The organism is Mycobacterium botniense, assembly GCF_010723305.1.
GTDB classification, from domain to species: Bacteria; Actinomycetota; Actinomycetes; order Mycobacteriales; family Mycobacteriaceae; genus Mycobacterium; species Mycobacterium botniense.
Genome location: NZ_BLKW01000004.1, coordinates 168,251 through 184,531 on the forward strand (window position 1 = coordinate 168,251; position 16,281 = coordinate 184,531).

The following is a 16,281-nucleotide window of genomic DNA, read 5'->3' on the forward strand; positions in this document are numbered from 1 at the left end:
TGCGGCAAATTGTGAACCTGGACCGTGCGGCGCCGGGGCGCCCCGTGGGCATCGTGTCCCGACAGGGCCGCGATCTGCTCCGTCGCCAGGACTCGAACCTGAACTCTCAGAACCAAAATCTGATGTGCTGCCGATTACACCACGACGGATCGTTCGGTGGCAGTCAGCCACGATGACCGACCGCTGAGCTGCGGCGGCCACAGCGACGGACTGCGCCACTGATTCTCCCGTGACTTTAGTCCGACGACGATGCGGGCCGGTTGCGGCCCGAGGAGGAGTTGGACAATTGGGCCCGGTCCGACGACGATGTGGGCCGGTTGCGGCCCGAGGAGGAGTTGGACAATTGGGCCCGGTCCGACGACGATGTGGGCCGGTTGCGGCCCGAGGAGGAGTTGGACAATTGGGCCCGGTCCGACGACGATGTGGGCCGGTTGCGGCCCGAGGAGGAGTCGGACAATTGGGCCCGGTCCGACGACGATGCGGGCCGGTTGCGGCCCGAGGAGGAGTCAAAATCGGGTCGGCCAACCGATACGCTGGGAGGGTGGCAGCGCCGGAAAAGGAGGTGCGCGCACCGCGGGCCAGGATGACCGGGAGTGAGCGCCGACATCAACTCATCGATATTGCGCGGTCGCTGTTTGCCGAACGTGGTTACGACGGGACCTCCATCGAGGAGATCGCGCAGCGGGCCAATGTGTCGAAACCGGTCGTCTACGAGCATTTCGGCGGCAAGGAGGGGCTATATGCCGTGGTCGTCGACCGGGAGATGTCGGCGCTGCTGGACGGCATCACGTCCTCGCTGACCAATAACCGCTCCCGGGTACGGGTGGAGCGGGTCGCGCTGGCGTTGCTGACCTACGTCGAAGAGCGCACCGACGGGTTTCGCATCCTCATCCGCGACTCCCCCGCGGCGATCACCTCGGGCACCTATTCCACCCTGCTCAACGATGCGGTCAGCCAGGTCAGCTCGATCCTGGCCGGCGACTTCGCCCGCCGGGGCCTGGACCCGGACATGGCGCCGCTGTATGCGCAGGCGCTGGTGGGTTCGGTGTCCATGACGGCGCAGTGGTGGCTTGACGCGCGCGAACCCAAAAAAGAAGTCGTGGCCGCGCACCTGGTCAACCTGGTGTGGAACGGGCTGACTCACCTGGAAGCCGATCCGCATCTGCAGGACGAATAAGCCCTCAGCCCCGGTCGCGTGCCAGCAGGTCCGCGGTCGTTTCGCGGCGAACCAGTTCCCGGGCGCGGCCATCCTTGACGGCGACCACCGGCGGTCGGCCGACCAGGGTGTAGTTCGACGCCATGCTGTGGTGGTAGGCGCCGGTGCAGGCCACCGCGAGCAGATCGCCGGGATGCACATCGGATGGGAGCTCGATCTCATGAGCGATCTCGTCGCCGGCTGCACAGTGCCGGCCTGCAACGCTCACCTGCTGCTTCGGCCCTAGCGAGTGCCGGTTCGCCAGGACCGCAGTGCATTTCGCGCGGTACCGTGCTGCCTGCGGGTTATCGCTCATTCCGCCGTCGACAACGACCGAGGTCCCGCCGCCCGGCCGCGTGTTGACCGAGCACACCCGGTACAGCGTGACACCGGCGCGGCCGCTGATGCCCCGACCGGGTTCGACGACCACAACCGGGCGGGGAAACCGTTCCGCCGCGCAGGCCATATCCAGCGTGTCATCGATGACATCGCCCAGCTGCACGAGGTCCAGTTCTGGATCATTCGAGCCATAAGGGATGCCGTGGCCCCCGCCGATATTCAACTCGGTGAGGATGACGCCGCAGCGGGCATGGATGTCGGCCATCGCCGCGATCATCTGCCGAATCGGCTCGCCGTAGCGGGCCGCGTCGGTGATCTGCGAGCCGATATGGCAGTGCAGCCCGACCAGATCGAGGTTGTGATGGGCCAGCACCCGCGCCACATCCTCGGGTTGCTGGTGGATATCCGTACCCGGTGTCACCCGGAGAAGTACCCGTTGGCGGCGGGCCGCCAGGCCCGCGAGGTAGGCGATTTCGATGTCGGGATCAACCACGATGCGCCCGACTCCCACCCGCACCGCCGCGCGCAACTCCTCGACCGATCTGGCGTTGCCGTGCATGACGATGCGGGCCGGGTCGACACCACCGCCTATCGCGGTCGTCAGCTCACCGGCTGAGCACACAGCGAGGCCAAGGCCCTCTTCGCGTGCCCATCGCGCCACCGCGATGGTCAGCAACGCTGCAGCGGAGTAGACGATTTCGGCGCCGCGCAACACCTTGCGATAACGGCGGGCGCGATACCGGAAGTCGGTTTCGTCGAGCACGTAAACCGGCGTTCGAAACTGGTCGGCGATATCGGTCACCGGCACCTCGCCAATACAGAGCCGGCCCTCCTCGTCGGCGTGTGTGGTGATCGGCCAGATCAACGGATCGAACCGCGGTGGGGCGGCACGGCCGACGGACGGCAGGACGTCCACCAAGGTTGTGCTCATGCATTCACGGTGCGCCTGAGCCGCAGCAGATGTGGCCTTCCTTACAGATCCTTGACGGCGCCGGACCGAAAATTGACGAACTTCTTCGCCCTACAATGGCGGCATCATGACCGCACCGGGGCCTGCCTCCCCAGACACCCCGATCGCGGGGCTCGTCGAATTAGCGCTGACCGCGCCCGCATTCCAGGAACTCATCGAGCGCACCGCTGACCGGCCTGCCGAGCTGGCGCTCGTCGGACCGGCCAGCGCCCGGCCGTTCGTGGCCAGTGCGCTGAGCCGCCAGGGGCCACTGCTGGTGGTCACCGCCACCGGCAGGGAAGCTGAGGACTTGGCCGCCGAGCTGGGCGGGGTCTTCGGCGACGCGGTGGCGATGTTCCCGGCCTGGGAGACCCTGCCGCATGAGCGGCTCTCGCCGGGTGTGGACACGATGGGTGCGCGCGTTTCGCTGCTGCGCAGGCTCGCCCACCCCGAAGATGCCCGCCTGGGGCCCCCGCTTCGGGTGGTGGTGACGCCCGTGCGTTCGCTGCTTCAGCCAATGGTGCAGCGTTTAGGCGAGATCGAGCCGCTGACCCTCACTGTCGGTCAGGAGATCGCCTTCGAGACCGTGATCAGACGGCTGGTCGAGCTGGCGTACACCAGGTCGGATATGGTGGGGCGGCGCGGCGAATTCGCAGTCCGCGGCGGAATCCTCGACGTGTTCCCACCGACCGCTGAGCACCCGGTGCGCGTCGAGTTCTGGGGCGACGAGATCAGCGAGATGCGGATGTTCTCGGTCGCCGATCAGCGTTCTCTGCCCGAGATCCGCATCGACACGGTGGTTGCGGTCGCATGCCGTGAACTGCTGTTGACCGACGACGTGCGAAGCCGCGCAGCCGCATTGGCCGCACAATATCCCCCGGGCAGCGATGCGATGAGCGGCAGCACCGCCGACATGCTGGCCAAGCTGGCCGACGGCATCCCGGTCGACGGTATGGAGGCCCTGTTACCCGTTTTGTATCCCGGCCAGTTGACACTGCTGGTCGACCAGCTGGCCGAAGGCACCCCGGTGCTGGTCTGCGATCCGGAGAAGGTCCGCGCCCGGGCCGCCGACCTGATCACAACCGGCCGCGAATTCCTGGAAGCCTCCTGGTCGGTGGCCGCCCTGGGCACCAGCACGGAACCCAGCGCACCCATCGACGTCACGCAGCTGGGCGGTTCGGGATTCATCGAATACGAGGAGCTGGTCACTGCGGCTCGGCGGTCGGGCCATCCATGGTGGACGTTGAGTCAGCTGTCCGGCGAGTCGGCGATCGAGCTGGACATCCGCGCTGCGCCGTCGGCGCGTGGGCACCAGCGCGACATCGACAACATCTTCGCGATGCTGCGCGCACACGTGCTGACCGGAGGGGCCACCGGCGGATACGCGGCGGTTGTTGCGCCCGGAACTGGAACCGTGCACCGCGTTTTGGAGCAGTTGGCCGAATCCGACACGCCGGCAACCATATTGGAATCTGGGGCGGTACCGAGGCCGGGTGTTGTCGGGGTGCTCAAGGGTCCGTTGCACAACGGTGTGGTGGTGCCCGGCGCCAACCTGGTCGTCGTCACCGAGACCGATCTGACCGGTAACCGGCTGGGCGGCACCGACGGCAAACGGCTGGCGGCCAAACGCCGGAATGTCGTCGACCCGCTGGCGCTGACCCCCGGTGATTTGGTGGTTCACGACCAGCACGGGATCGGGCGATTTCTGGAGATGGTTGAACGCACCGTCGGCGGGGCCCGCCGCGAGTACTTGGTATTGGAGTACGCGGCGAGCCGGTCATCGAATAAGACTCGCCAGCAAACCGACAAGCTCTATGTCCCGATGGATTCGCTGCATCTGCTGTCGCGTTATGTGGGCGGACCGGCGCCGGCGCTTTCCCGGCTGGGCGGCAGCGACTGGGCCAACACCAAGACCAAGGCGCGTCGTGCGGTGCGTGAAATCGCCAGCGAACTGGTGGCGCTGTACGCCAAGCGCCAGGCCACACCGGGTTTTGCGTTCAGCCCCGATACCCCGTGGCAGGCCGAGATGGAGGACGCGTTCGGCTTCACCGAGACCGCCGATCAGCTCACGGCGATTCACGAGGTCAAAGCCGACATGGAAAAGCCGATCCCAATGGACCGGGTGATCTGCGGCGACGTCGGGTATGGCAAGACCGAGATCGCGGTTCGGGCAGCCTTCAAGGCGGTGCAGGACGGCAAACAGGTTGCCGTGCTGGTGCCCACCACGCTGCTGGCCGACCAGCACCTGCAAACCTTCACTGAGCGCATGGCCGGTTTCCCGGTCACGATCAAAGGCCTGTCCCGGTTCACCGGTCCGGCCGAGTCACGTGCGGTGCTCGACGGTCTGGCCGACGGCAGCGTGGACATTGTGATCGGCACTCATCGGCTGCTGCAGACCGGGGTGCGCTGGAAAGACCTGGGTCTGGTGATTGTCGACGAGGAGCACCGCTTTGGGGTTGAGCACAAAGAGCACATCAAAAGCCTGCGCACCCACATCGACGTGCTGACCATGAGTGCCACCCCGATCCCGCGCACACTGGAGATGAGTCTGGCCGGGATCCGGGAGATGTCGACAATCCTCACCCCGCCCGAGGACCGCTACCCGGTGCTGACCTATGTCGGTCCGCAGAATGACAAGCAGATCGCCGCTGCCCTACGGCGCGAGCTGCTCCGCGATGGCCAGGCGTTCTACATCCACAACCGGGTCAGTTCCATCGACGCCGCCGCCGCCCGGGTGCGCGCGCTGGTGCCCGAAGCCCGGGTGGCGGTGGCGCACGGACAGATGCCCGAAGATCTGCTGGAACGCACCGTGCAGGGGTTCTGGAACCGTGAATACGACATCCTGGTGTGCACCACGGTCGTGGAGGCCGGTCTGGACATCTCCAACGCCAACACGCTGATCGTCGAGCGCGCCGACATGTTCGGGCTCTCCCAGCTGCACCAGCTGCGCGGCCGGGTCGGTCGCGGCCGTGAGCGCGGCTACGCCTACTTTCTCTACCCGCCCGACGCGTCGCTCACCGAGACGGCCTATGACCGGCTTGCCACCATCGCACAGAACAACGAACTGGGTGCAGGCATGGCGGTCGCGCTGAAAGACCTCGAGATCCGCGGCGCCGGCAACGTCTTGGGTGTGGAGCAGTCCGGCCATGTGGCCGGCGTCGGATTCGACCTGTACGTGCGTTTGGTCGGAGAGGCCGTCGAAGCCTACCGCGCGGCCGTCGACGGTCAGACCGTCACCAGCGCCGAGGAACCCAAAGACGTGCGCATCGACCTGCCGGTCGACGCGCACCTGCCCGTGGACTACATCGCCAGCGACCGGCTGCGGCTGGAGGGCTATCGGCGGCTGGCCGCCGCCACCTCTGACACCGAGGTGGCGGCCGTTGTCGACGAGCTGACCGACCGCTATGGACCGTTGCCCGAGCCTGCCCGTCGGCTGGTGGCGGTGGCCCGGCTGCGGCTGTTGTGCCGCTCCTCCGGTATTACCGAGGTAACCGCCGTCTCGGAGGCGACCGTGCGACTATCGCCGGTGACGCTTCCGGATTCCGCGCAGGTGCGGCTCAAGCGCCTGTACCCGGGCGCGCGCTATCGCGCCACCACGGCGACCGTGCAGGTTCCGATCCCCCGGGCCGGGGACGGCGTCAGTGCACCCCGGCTTCGTGACCTGGAATTGGTGCAGATGGTGGCCGGCCTGGTAGCAGCGCTCAATGGAAAATCGCAGGCAGAAGTTGGTATAACGAGTTCCGTACCCGCCCGATGAGGATGCGGGCCGCTGAGCGGCCCGACCAGCAGCCGGGTGACTCGCCGGTGCCGAGTGAGGAGCGACTAGCACGTGACTGTGGTCTTGGTCGATCCCCGCCGCCCGTCGTTGGTACCGGTTGAAGCCATCGAACTACTCCGCGGCGACGTGCAGTACACCGAGGAAATGCCGGTCGCGGTGCCCTGGTCGCTGCCGGCGGCGCGGCCAGTGCATGCTGGTGACGACGCCCCGGTGCTGTTGTCCTCCGATCCCGACCACCCCGCTGTGAGGACCCGGCTGGCCGGTGGGGAGCGGCTGATTTCGGCGCCTGGCCGGCAACCCGGGGAGCGACTCGTCGATGCGGTCGCAATGATGGACAAGTTGCGCACCTCCGGCCCGTGGGAAAGCGAACAGACCCACGACTCGTTGCGCCGCTATCTGTTGGAGGAGACCTACGAGCTTTTCGACGCAGTCCGCCGCGGCAATGCTGACGAGCTGCGCGAGGAACTCGGTGATGTGTTGTTGCAGGTGCTTTTCCATGCTCGTATCGCCGAAGAGGCGCCGCAGCACCCGTTCACCATTGATGACGTCGCCGACACGCTGGTGCGAAAGTTGACCAACCGGGTACCCGCAGTACTTGCCGGCGAAGAGATTTCGCTTGACGAGCAGTTGGCGCAATGGGAGAAAGCCAAGGCCGTCGAAAATGCGCGAAAGTCGCGAACTTCGGTGATGGACGGTGTTTCTACCGGACAACCAGCATTGGCTTTGGCGCAGAAGGTGATCCAGCGAGCTAATAAAGCCGGCGTGCCAGCCGATTTGATACCGCCCGAGATCACCTCGATCACCGTATCGGCTGATGGCGATGCGGAGAATACTTTGCGCACAGCGGTTTTGGAGTTCATGGAGTGTGTCCGTAGCACGGAGAAGGCTATAGCGGCTGAGCGCCGTGGTGAGGATGTTCCCGAAGAACTCGACGTCACTCCGCTCGGGGCCATCAGCGAGGAAGAGTGGCGGGCCTACTGGCCGCCTGCGGTGGAGGAGCCGGTCACCGAAGTACAGATCGACGAAGCCCTCGAACCGCCGGACGTTCAGGCCGGCGAATCCGTGGAGCCGGTCGCCGAGGTGGGGGCGCAGCCCGTCCCTCCAGCAGAATCCCCAACCGGCGACGCAGGTGATGCCCAGGGTCCGGCGCAGTCCGCAGACGAGGCGGTGGCCCAGATGAGCACACCGGGTGCGCCGCCGGCGCAGACGCCGGCAGATGCGCCGGGCAACCCGCCCTGACCGGGCGCTGGTCACACCCGCAACGCCGGGCGCTACCCCGGTTGGCCGGGGGCGTGTCCCGATATCCGTGCTGATGCGCCGGCGGGGCGGCGCAAAAACAGCGGCAGCACGATGATCAGGTAGGCGAACCACACCCCGAACCGCAGCACGGTAGGTGTCGGGGTGATGCTGAATACGCCCCGGATGAGCTGCCCATACCACGACGACCAGTCGAACCACATGCTGGCGTCGAATGCCCGGGTGTGCGCGCCGGGAAGCCACCCCACCTTCTGCAAGGCGCCGACACCCGAAGCGAGGATTCCGGCCGCGACAAGCACCAGAAAAGCACCGGTATAGGTGAAGAATGTGCTCAGATTGAGATGGATCACGCCGGCGTACATCCCGTAGGCGATCAGGGCCGCCGCCCCCGCACCGAGGACCAGGCCGGTCAGCGGCCACGCTGTGTCGGCTTTAGCGAACCCCACCATGAACAGTGCGGTCTCGATGCCTTCCCGGCCCACGGCCAGGAACGCCAGTAGCAGCACCGCCAGCGAACCCGCCTGTAAGGCGCGCGCCATCTCGTCGCGCAATTCCCCGGACAGGCCCGCGGCGGCTTTCTTCATCCACAGCACCATCGTGGTGACGATGCTGACGGCGGCCAGCGACGCCACGCCGCCGATCGCCTCGGCGGCCCGGTCGCTGACCGTGTATGCGGTGAACTGAATCGTCAGGAAAACACCGATGGTGACGGCGATGGCAGCAGCGACACCCAGCCACACCCATTTAACCGCGTCATAGCGGTTCGACCGGATCAGGAACGCGACCAGAATCGTCACGACGATGGCGCTCTCAAGACCCTCGCGCAAACCGATCACACCGCTGCCGAGCAACTGCGACGGAATGCTCGCAGCACTGGCCGCGAGGCACGCCGGAAGGTTGGCTACCACTGTCACAAACGTGTCTGCTCCGTCATTTGGCGGTCATGTCGCGCGCTTGTTTAGGCTTGCTAGAGCCGGTTTGGGCTCACCTTATCAATGGCGGAGCAGGGTCGGTAAACCTCGGTGAGCCGGCCCGAACACGCACAGCAGGGTGGGAAACCATGCGACGATGGTGGGGTAACCAAGACAGCTGAGGGAGTGTGGTGTCGCCGGTGCGGTGGTTGCGGGCGGTTGCTGTCGTGGGGGCGACGGCGCTGCTGCTGTCATCCAGTTGCACCTGGCAGCTCGACGCTTTCATCCCCGAAGGGGTGCCCCCGCCGGCGGGGGATCCAGTGCCGCCGGTGGACACGCATGTGAAGGGCCGGCCCGCCGACCAGCTGCACGACTGGGCCGCGCGGCGCGCCCCGGCGCTGGGCATCCCGCTCATCGCACTGGAAGCGTACGCGTATGCGGCCCGCGTCGCCGAGGTGGAGAACCCGAAATGCCATCTGGCGTGGACCACCTTGGCCGGCATCGGGGAGGTGGAGAGTCACCACGGGACCTATCACCACGCGACGATTGCGCCCAACGGTGATGTCCGTCCGCCGATTCGCGGAGTTCGCCTCGACGGCAGCGGAGGCACCTTGCACATCGTCGACAGCGATGAGGGCGGCATGGACGGCGATTCGGGTGCGGACCGGGCGATGGGGCCGATGCAGTTCATCCCGGAGACCTGGCGTTTGTACGGGGTGGACGCCCACAACGACGGAGTCTCCAGTGTCGACAACATCGACGACGCCGCACTGTCGGCAGCGGGCTATTTGTGCTGGCGCGGAAAAGACCTCGCGACACCGCGAGGCTGGATAACCGCGCTGCGCGCCTACAACAATTCCGGTCCCTATGCGCGTGCTGTCCGCGACTGGGCCACCGCCTACGCGGCGGGTCACCCGCTCTGAAACCAGCGCGGTGCTGCCGCGGCATTAGGCTATCGGCAGCTACGGACCGGGCGAGCCGGCGATCCCCGCGGGAAGTCCGTAGCGTCGGCTAGAAGGCAAGGAGAACCCAGTGCCCATTATCGAGCAGGTCGGTGCCCGCGAGATCCTCGATTCGCGGGGCAACCCGACCGTCGAGGTCGAAGTGGCTCTGATCGACGGGACATTCGCCCGGGCTGCGGTACCGGCGGGCGCGTCCACCGGAGAGCATGAGGCCGTCGAGTTGCGTGACGGCGGTGCGCGTTATGGGGGCAAGGGCGTGAAAAAGGCGGTGCAGGCGGTGTTGGATGAAATCGCGCCGGCGGTCATCGGCCTCAACGCCGACGACCAGCGGCTGGTCGACCAGGCGCTGGTGGACCTTGACGGCACCCCCGACAAGTCGCGGCTGGGCGCCAACGCAATACTGGGGGTTTCGTTGGCGGTCGCCAAGGCCGCTGCCGATTCGGCTGAGCTACCGCTGTTTCGCTATCTGGGCGGGCCGAACGCGCACATCCTGCCGGTGCCGATGATGAACATCCTCAACGGCGGCGCGCACGCCGACACCGGGGTCGACGTTCAGGAGTTCATGGTTGCGCCGATCGGAGCGCCCAGTTTTTCTGAGGCCTTGCGCTGGGGTGCTGAGGTTTACCATGCGCTCAAGTCGGTGCTGAAAAAGCAGGGTCTTTCCACCGGCCTGGGCGACGAAGGCGGCTTCGCCCCCGACGTGGCCGGCACCAAAGCGGCGCTGGATTTGATCAGCGCGGCGATCGAGTCGGCGGGTCTGCGGCCCGGCGCGGACGTGGCGCTGGCTCTCGACGCCGCAGCCACCGAGTTCCACGCCGGCGCCGACGGCTACACGTTCGAAAACAAGACGCGCACGGCGGCGCAGATGACCGAGTTCTACCTCGACCTGCTCAACGCCTATCCGCTGGTATCTCTTGAAGACCCGCTGTCGGAAGACGACTGGGACGGCTGGGTGGCGTTGACAGCCTCGATTGGCGACCGAGTGCAAGTCGTCGGGGACGACATCTTTGTCACCAATCCCGAGCGTATCGAGGAGGGTATCGAAAAGGGTGTGGCAAATGCCGTGCTGGTCAAGGTGAACCAGATCGGGACGCTGACCGAGACGCTGGACTCGGTGGCGTTGGCCCACCACAGCGGATACCGCACGATGATCAGTCACCGCAGCGGTGAGACGGAGGACACCACGATCGCTGATCTCGCAGTGGCTGTCGGCTGTGGCCAAATCAAAACCGGCGCACCGGCCCGCAGTGAACGCGTCGCTAAGTACAACCAGCTGTTGCGGATCGAGGAAGCGCTCGGTGATGCCGCCCGCTACGCTGGCGACCTGGCGTTCCCCCGGTACGCGCCGGACGCGAAATAGCCTGGCAAGCAACGAGAAAACCTCTTGGATTCAGATGCCCGAGGGAAAACGACCGGACCCGAAGCCGCGTTCCCCGGCCTCGCGGCCGGGCAAGGCCGGGGAGGCGGCCGGGGGTCCGCGGCGCACGTCGCTGCGGGCCCGGGGTGCCCGCAATGTGCGCGCCCTGACTGAGCCGGTTGTCGAACCCATCAGGCGCTCCATCGCCGAGTCGGCCGCGCAGCGCTCTGAGCAGCGGCTTGGATTGACCGCGCGGCGGGCCGCGGTGCTGGCCGCGATTGTGTGCGTTCTAACGCTCACCATCGCCGGCCCGGTGCGCACCTACTTCGCGCAGCGCACCGAGATGAGCCAGTTGGCTGCGACGGAATCTGCCCTGCGCCGGCAGATCGCCGATCTCGAGCAGCAGAAGGCCAAGCTCGCGGACCCTGCATACATTGCCGCACAGGCGCGTGAGCGCCTCGGCTTCGTCAAGCCGGGTGACATTCCCTATCAGGTGCAGCTCCCGCCGACAGCGGCGTTGGCCGCGCAACCGCCATCCGAGGCGACGACTGCCAAATCCTCCGATCCTTGGTACACCGCGCTATGGCATACCATCGCCGACACCCCGCACGGCGCGCCCTCGCCCAGCCCTGCGGCGCCGTCACTGGCACCCGGGGCGTCCACCGCACCGGCCGGCCCCGCGTCACCCGGTGGTTGACCGTGCTGATCTGGAAACGGTGGCCCGCCAGCTCGGTCGCGAGCCCCGCGGTGTGCTTGAGATCGCCTACCGATGCCCCAACGGAGAACCTGGTGTGGTGAAAACGGCGCCGAAACTGCCTGACGGCACACGGTTTCCGACACTGTACTATCTGACGCACCCGGTGCTGACCGCCGCCGCGGGCAGGCTGGAATCCGCGGGGGTCATGCGTGAGATGACTGAGCGGTTGCGGCGCGACCCCGTACTGGCGGCCGCCTATCGCAAGGCCCACGAGTCGTATCTGGCCGAACGTGACGCCATCGAGCCGCTCGGAACGCGCATCTCGGCCGGCGGTATGCCCGACCGAGTCAAGTGCTTGCACGTGCTGATCGCGCATTCGCTGGCCAAGGGTCGGGGCGTCAATCCTCTCGGCGATGAGGCTCTGGCGATGCTGGCGGACGAGCCGGCCATGGCCGGAATCTTGGTGCCGGGGCAGTGGCGATGAGCCGTGCCGGCGCCGACGGTGACGATGCCACCGGGATTGGGGAGCAACGCACGTGAGCAGAGTCGCTGCGATCGACTGCGGCACCAACTCGATCAGGCTGCTGATCGCCGACACGGTCAACGGGCACCTGCGGGATGTGCACCGCGAAATGCGGATCGTGCGTCTGGGGCAGGGTGTTGATGCCACCGGCGAGTTCGCGGGCGACGCCCTGGCCCGGACGCGCACTGCGCTGCTCGACTACGCCCGCCTGTGCCGGGATTTGGGTGCCGAGCGGCTCCGGATGGTTGCCACGTCCGCCGCCCGCGACGTGGCCAACCGTGATGTCTTCTTCGCGATGACCGCTGACGTGTTGAGCGCGGTCGCACCGGGCGCGGTGGCGGAGGTGATCTCCGGCGCCGAGGAGGCCCAACTATCATTCCGCGGCGCTGTCAACGAACTAGATTCTGCCGGTGCACCTTTCGTTGTCGTCGACTTAGGCGGCGGCTCCACCGAGATCGTACTCGGCGGAGCCGATGGGGTGCGGGCGAGTTACTCGGCGGATATCGGTTGTGTGCGGCTCACCGAACGCTGTCTGCACTCTGACCCGCCCACCTCGGCCGAGCTAGCTTCAGCCCGCCGGGTAGTTCGTGAATGGCTCAGCGCAGCGCTGCGCACGGTGCCCGTCGAAGAGGCCCGCACCTGGGTGGGCGTGGCCGGCACGATGACCACGCTCGCCGCGCTGGCACAGAACATGACGACCTATGACTCGGCGGCCATACATCTTTCGCGAGTCGGCGACACCGAATTACAGGCGGTCTGCGACAGGCTGATCGGTATGAAACGAGCGCAGCGCGCCGCGCTGGGACCGATGCACGCGGGCCGTGCCGACGTGATCGGCGCCGGTGCCATCATCGTGCAAGAGCTGGCCCACGAACTGCGTCAGCGCGCCGGCATCACCGAGCTCACCGTCAGCGAACACGACATCCTCGACGGTATCGCGCTGTCAATCGCCGGGGTGTGACGATCAGCTGTGGGTTGTCAGTCCAAGGCGGGCACAACACGGGCCGCACGGAGCTTGCCGGCCCGGTTTCACGCTTCGAAGCGGTAACCCATCCCCGCTTCGGTCAAAAGATGTTTGGGATGAGAGGGGTCGTTTTCGAGTTTGCGCCGCAGCTGCGCCAGATACACACGCAGATAATGGGTTTCTTTGGCGTAGGCCGGGCCCCACACCTCCTTGAGGAGCTCCTCGCGGCCCACCAGCTTGCCGCGGTTGCGGGCCAGCACCTCGAGCATCCCCCATTCGGTCGGTGTCAGGTGAACGTCAACACCGTTTTTGGTGACCTTCTTGGCGGCCAAATCAACCGTGAATGAATCCGTTTCGATCACCGGCTGGTCGGTTTCAGCGGCGGCGGTGTAGCGACGCACCGCGGCGCGTAGCCGGGCCAAAAACTCGTCCATCCCGAACGGTTTGGTGACGTAGTCGTCGGCCCCGGCGTCGAGTGCCTCGACCTTATCCGCGGAGTCGGTACGCGCCGAGAGCACGATCACCGGCGCGGTCAGCCAGCCGCGCAGCCCGGCCAGCACGTCGATACCGGACATATCGGGCAGACCGAGATCGAGAATGACCACATCGGGGCGGTGTTCGGTGGCCGCGCGCAGCGCACCGGCGCCGGTGGCCGCGGTGATGACCTCATATCCGCGCACCGAGAGGTTGATCCGAAGCGCACGCAGGATGTGCGGCTCGTCGTCGATGACCAACACCCGAGTCACTTGCGCTGCTCCTCGCCGTCGCTGCGCTGTGCATCGGTGCCGGCGCGGGTCATCGGTTCCCCTGTGGGGCAGCCAAATCCACCACCACGGTGAGTCCGCCCCCGGGTGTGTCGGTCGCCTGGATGGTGCCGCCCATCGCTTCGACGAAACCACGTGCCACCGACAATCCGAGGCCCGCGCCGGCGGTGTTGTCCTGATCGCCGAGCCGCTGAAACGCTTCGAAGAGCTGTTCCTCGGTGCCGCGCGGGACGCCGCGGCCCTCGTCGATGACGTTGATCAGCACCCGATCGCCCACCCGACCGGCGTTGACGCGGACAATAGAGTCCGGTGCGTAGCGCAGTGCGTTATCGATCAGATTGGCCAGCACCCGTTCCAGCAGCCCGGGATCGGCCAGCACCACCGCGCCGCCGACGTCGACCTTGACGCGGTCGATACCGGACTGGAAAAACCCGGTGGCGCCGCGGCCGATGCTGACCAGCGCGCGTTGCACCGTTTCTTCCAGGTAGACGAGTTGCAGTTGCGGGCGGACCACGCCCGCTGCCAGCCGTGACGAATCGAGCAGGTTACCCACCAACGCGGTGAGCTGGTCGATCGACTCTTCGATGGTGGCGAGCAACTCGGCGGTGTCTTCGGCGGAGAAGTCGATGTCCTCGGCGCGCAGACTCGATACCGCAACCTTGGCGGCCGCCAGCGGAGTACGCAGGTCATGGCTGACCGCGGACAGCAGCGACCGGCGCAGCTTGTCGGCCTGTCCGATCGCCTCGGCCCGGCTGGCCTCCTCGGCCAGTTCGCGCTGCCGGACCAGGCCCGCGGCCTGCTTAGCCACCGCGGACAGTACCCGGCGGTCACGGGCCGGCAACGTCTTACCGGCCATCAGCATCCAGAACTCGTCGTCGCCGACCTCGATTGCAGTGTCTGCACGATCAACTGTTGTGCAAGGGTTTTCGCCGACACTGGCGACGACGTGGCTGCCGTCGGCAGTTTCACGCAGCATGCTGACCGCGCGTTGGGAGTAAGTCTCACGCACCCGTTCGAGCAGTGTCTCCAGGTCCGCGCCGCGCAGTACTGACCCGGCGAACAGTGTCAGCAGTTCGGCTTCCTGGGTCGCGCGTCCGGCTTCCCGGGCACGTTTGGCGGCGCCGTCGACGAGAACCGCGACCGCGATTGCGACCACCAGAAGCACTAGTTCGGTGACGGCGGCGTCGGGTTCGGCGATGGTGAAGGTGTGCCGCGGATCGGTGAGGAAATAGTTCAGCAGCAGGCTGGATAACACCGCCGACAGGGCGGCGGGGGCGACGCCGCCGAGCAAGGCCACCAGCAGCACTCCGACGAAGAACAGCGCGCTTTCTCCGCTGGTGTTCAGCAGCGGGTCCAGAAAGGCCAGGGTTACTGCGCAGAGTGCGGACGGGACGACAATCGCCGCCAGCCAGGACGCCGCTCGGCGTTGGCGAGGTGAGATTGACCCTGCCTGAAAACCCCGTTTGGACTCCTCATGGGTCACGATGTGCACGTCGATCTTGCCGGACCGCTGCACCACGGTGGCGCCGATACCTTCGTCGAAGATGCGTGCCCACCGCGAACGCCGTGAGGTGCCGATCACGAGCTGGGTGGCGTTCATCTCGCGGGCGAAATCCAGCAGAGCCGTGGGTACGTCGTCGCCGACCACAATGTGCAGGGACGCGTTCAGACTGTTCGCCAGCTCGCGGATTTTGCCCATCCGCGCCGCGGGGACACCGGAGAGTCCGTCGCCGCGTAACACGTGCACGACCATCAGCTCAGCGCTGGCCTTAGACGCGATGCGGGACGCTCGCCGTACCAGTGTCTCTGACTCCGGTCCGCCGGTGACCGCCACCACGACCCGTTCGCGGGCCTCCCAGGTGTCGGTGATTTTTTTGTCCGCACGGTATTTGGCCAGCGCCGTGTCGACCTGGTCGGCCAGCCACAGCAGCGCTAATTCCCTTAGGGCCGTCAGGTTTCCGCTGCGGAAGTAGTTAGAGAGCGCAGCGTCGATCTTTTCGGGTGCGTAGACATTTCCATGGGATAGCCTGCGGCGCAAAGCTTCCGGTGTGATGTCGATAAGTTCGACTTGAGACGCTTGCCGTACGACCGAATCAGGCACCGTTTCCCGTTGCTCAATCCCGGTGATTTGGGTGACGACGTCGTTGAGGCTCTCCAGATGCTGGATGTTCACGGTGGAGATCACGGTGATGCCCGCGTCGAGAAGCTCTTCGACGTCTTGCCAGCGTTTGTGGTTTTTGCTACCGGGGACGTTGGTGTGGGCGAGTTCATCGACCAGGACCACTTGCGGACGGCGCGCCAGCACCGCCGCGACATCCAGTTCGGGAAAGCGGCTGCCACGGTATTCGATGTAGCGGGGCGGGATGACCTCGATACCGTCGAGCAGTTCGGCGGTTTTGCGGCGACCGTGGGTCTCCACCACACCCGCCACCACATCGGTGCCGCGTTCCAGCCGCCGATGTGCTTCGCCGAGCATGGCGTAGGTTTTGCCGACACCGGGGGCTGCGCCGAGGTAGATGCGCAGCTCCCCGCGTTTACGCGGGTGGTCGACAGAGCTCACGTGAACATCATCCACCACGCGCGGG

Annotated in this window: 11 protein-coding genes, 1 tRNA gene and 2 pseudogenes; 9 read left to right on the forward strand and 5 right to left on the reverse strand. The window is 66.4% G+C overall.

Annotated features, from left to right (window positions below; genetic code table 11):
- Window positions 1–77: 77 nt before the first annotated feature.
- Window positions 78–149, reverse strand: a tRNA-Gln gene (locus tag G6N08_RS11015).
- Window positions 150–260: 111 nt separating this feature from the next.
- Between G6N08_RS11015 and G6N08_RS11020 the strand changes: the two genes are divergently transcribed.
- Complete coding sequence (locus G6N08_RS11020; protein ID WP_163757242.1) at window positions 261–587, forward strand: hypothetical protein; 327 nt, start codon at window positions 261–263, stop codon at window positions 585–587.
- Window positions 584–1,177, forward strand: coding sequence for a TetR/AcrR family transcriptional regulator (locus G6N08_RS11025; RefSeq protein ID WP_163760479.1), 594 nt, complete (start codon window positions 584–586; stop codon window positions 1,175–1,177). Before G6N08_RS11020 ends, G6N08_RS11025 begins: the two co-directional genes overlap by 4 nt.
- Before the next feature lie 4 nt (window positions 1,178–1,181).
- On the opposite strand, the gene G6N08_RS11030 is transcribed toward G6N08_RS11025, so the two are convergent.
- The gene (locus G6N08_RS11030; protein ID WP_163757244.1) at window positions 1,182–2,465 is read right to left on the reverse strand and encodes a diaminopimelate decarboxylase family protein; all 1,284 of its coding nucleotides are present in this window, start codon (window positions 2,463–2,465) and stop codon (window positions 1,182–1,184) included.
- Window positions 2,466–2,571: 106 nt separating this feature from the next.
- Here G6N08_RS11030 and mfd point away from each other — a divergent pair.
- A pseudogene (mfd, locus tag G6N08_RS11035) lies at window positions 2,572–6,256 on the forward strand (transcription-repair coupling factor).
- A gap of 56 nt (window positions 6,257–6,312) precedes the next feature.
- A pseudogene (locus G6N08_RS11040) lies at window positions 6,313–7,260 on the forward strand (nucleoside triphosphate pyrophosphohydrolase); the annotation flags it as partial.
- A gap of 272 nt (window positions 7,261–7,532) precedes the next feature.
- Here G6N08_RS11040 and efeU read toward each other — a convergent pair.
- The gene (gene efeU, locus G6N08_RS11045) at window positions 7,533–8,432 is read right to left on the reverse strand and encodes an iron uptake transporter permease EfeU (protein WP_163757251.1); all 900 of its coding nucleotides are present in this window, start codon (window positions 8,430–8,432) and stop codon (window positions 7,533–7,535) included.
- A gap of 188 nt (window positions 8,433–8,620) precedes the next feature.
- On the opposite strand from efeU, the gene G6N08_RS11050 reads away from it, so the two are divergent.
- The 5 genes from G6N08_RS11050 (at window position 8,621) to G6N08_RS11070 (ending at window position 12,929) form a co-directional block, all read left to right on the forward strand.
- Window positions 8,621–9,352, forward strand: coding sequence for a lytic transglycosylase domain-containing protein (locus G6N08_RS11050; protein WP_163757253.1), 732 nt, complete (start codon window positions 8,621–8,623; stop codon window positions 9,350–9,352).
- Between the two features lie 109 nt (window positions 9,353–9,461).
- Window positions 9,462–10,751: a phosphopyruvate hydratase gene (gene eno / locus G6N08_RS11055; protein ID WP_163757255.1), complete on the forward strand. Its 1,290-nt coding sequence runs from the start codon at window positions 9,462–9,464 to the stop codon at window positions 10,749–10,751.
- A 34-nt stretch (window positions 10,752–10,785) separates the two neighbouring features.
- Window positions 10,786–11,445, forward strand: coding sequence for an FtsB family cell division protein (locus tag G6N08_RS11060; protein WP_163757257.1), 660 nt, complete (start codon window positions 10,786–10,788; stop codon window positions 11,443–11,445).
- Window positions 11,438–11,929, forward strand: coding sequence for a DUF501 domain-containing protein (locus tag G6N08_RS11065; protein WP_163757259.1), 492 nt, complete (start codon window positions 11,438–11,440; stop codon window positions 11,927–11,929). Before G6N08_RS11060 ends, G6N08_RS11065 begins: the two co-directional genes overlap by 8 nt.
- Before the next feature lie 52 nt (window positions 11,930–11,981).
- The gene (locus tag G6N08_RS11070) at window positions 11,982–12,929 is read left to right on the forward strand and encodes a Ppx/GppA phosphatase family protein (RefSeq protein WP_163757261.1); all 948 of its coding nucleotides are present in this window, start codon (window positions 11,982–11,984) and stop codon (window positions 12,927–12,929) included.
- A gap of 68 nt (window positions 12,930–12,997) precedes the next feature.
- On the opposite strand, the gene G6N08_RS11075 is transcribed toward G6N08_RS11070, so the two are convergent.
- Together G6N08_RS11075 and G6N08_RS11080 are read right to left on the reverse strand one after the other, a co-directional pair.
- Window positions 12,998–13,678 (reverse strand): response regulator, encoded by a 681-nt coding sequence (locus G6N08_RS11075; protein WP_163757263.1) that lies wholly within the window; start codon window positions 13,676–13,678, stop codon window positions 12,998–13,000.
- Between the two features lie 49 nt (window positions 13,679–13,727).
- A complete protein-coding gene (locus G6N08_RS11080; protein WP_246216738.1) occupies window positions 13,728–16,274 on the reverse strand; it encodes a DUF4118 domain-containing protein in 2,547 nt (848 codons plus the stop codon).
- Window positions 16,275–16,281 lie beyond the last annotated feature (7 nt).